Genomic DNA, 1,548 nt, shown 5'->3' on the forward strand with positions numbered 1-1,548 from the left:
TCGTCGTACGACGGCTCGACGTAGGCGACGAGCCGGCCGTTCTCCACCTTCATCGGCGTCATCGAGGTGTCGGCGGGGGACTTCACCCGCCACTTCTCCTTGCCGGTGTCCAGGTTGATCGCGACGATCTCGTTGGCGCCGGTGGTCGCCTCCGTCGGCAGGTACAGGGTGTTCGCGTCGGCGGCCACGCCCCGGCAGCCCTGCAGGTCACGGCTGAGGATCGCCCAGCCGCACTCGGGCCGGAAGCTGCCCTTGACGTCGACCTGGGAGCGCACCGCGCCCTTGGCGTCGAGGGTGGAGATGTTCCAGTGCTTGTTGTCCTCGTCGGTGGAGTACAGCACCAGCGGGTCGACGGAGTAGGTGTGCTGGACCGTCCAGCCCTTGGGGATGGCGCGGGTCCACTTGACCTTGCCGGTGGCCGGGTCGAGTTCCTGGACCTCGTCGTGCTCGTTGGTGCCGCCGGCGCCGCAGGACGCCACCTGGATCAGCCGGGTGCCGCCGGCGAACCCGGACGGGAAGCAGGAGGCGCCGTACCGCTTCTTGTCGAACATCTTGCGGCCGGTGTCGATGTCGTAGGCGACACCGGACTGGGAGCGGCCGACCATCAGCGTCTTGCCGGTGACGGAGAGGTCGATGCTGATCGTGCTGTCGAACAGCTCGCCCTCGGAGAGCTTGGTGCTCCAGCCCTTCTTGCCGGTGTTCAGGTCGATCTGCTGCAGCTGGTTGCAGGTGGCGCGGTCGCTGCTGCCGCTCTCGTAGGCGACGACGACCTTGTCGTCGGCCGACTTGACCGGGGTGACCGCGCAGATCTTCTGCGGAAGGGTGATCGGTGCCCAGGTCGGGTCGCCGTCGCCGACGTTGTAGGCGAAGACCTGCTTGTAGGCGGGCTTGACGACCGTCTTGTCGGTGATCCACATGCCGGGGGCGTCGGCGCCCGAACCGGGCGCGTCGGGGGCCGTCTTGTACCAGAGCACCCGGGCCTCGCCCGGCTTGCGGCCCTCGTTGAGGTTCTCCGGGTCCTTGCCCCCGTCGCCGCTGCCGTCACCGGGGTTGACCGGGGCGTCGGAGGCGCTCGGCGTGCCGGCGCCGTCGCTGTGCCCGGCGACCGGCTTCTTCTCGTCGTCACCGCCGCCGGTCACGGCCCACACGGTGCCGGCGACGACCAGCAGGGCGGCCACGGCGGCGCCGATGACGACCGCGGGCCGGCCCTTGAAGGGGTTGCGGGAGCCACCGGCCGGCGGCGGGGTGCCGGGCCCGCCCGGGAACTGCGGCTGCGGATAGCCGTCCCCGGGCTGCTGCCCGTCCGGGCCCGGCTGCCCCGGCCCGCCCGGCTGCGCGTAGGGGCCCTGCGGCTGTCCGTATGGTCCCGGCTGCTGCCCGTACGGCCCGGGGGCGGGAGCGCCCGGACCGGCGGGGGCGCCGGGCGCGCCGTAGGGACCGGCCTGCGCGCCGTAGGGGCCGGCCGGCTGCTGCGGCTGCGCGTACGGGCCCGGCTGGGCGTACGGGCCGGGCTGCTGCGGGTAGCCGTAGCCGGGCGCCGGCTGCGGC

Annotated in this window: 1 protein-coding gene; it reads right to left on the reverse strand. The window is 72.9% G+C overall.

Annotation, left to right across the window (positions count from 1 at the left end; all coding sequences use genetic code 11):
- Window positions 1-1,548: outer membrane protein assembly factor BamB family protein (locus GV126_RS32810; RefSeq protein WP_159674670.1), on the reverse strand; the 1,548-nt coding region annotated here is incomplete at both ends.

It is taken from the genome of Streptomyces mexicanus (assembly GCF_902506575.1).
GTDB classification, from domain to species: Bacteria; Actinomycetota; Actinomycetes; order Streptomycetales; family Streptomycetaceae; genus Streptomyces; species Streptomyces mexicanus.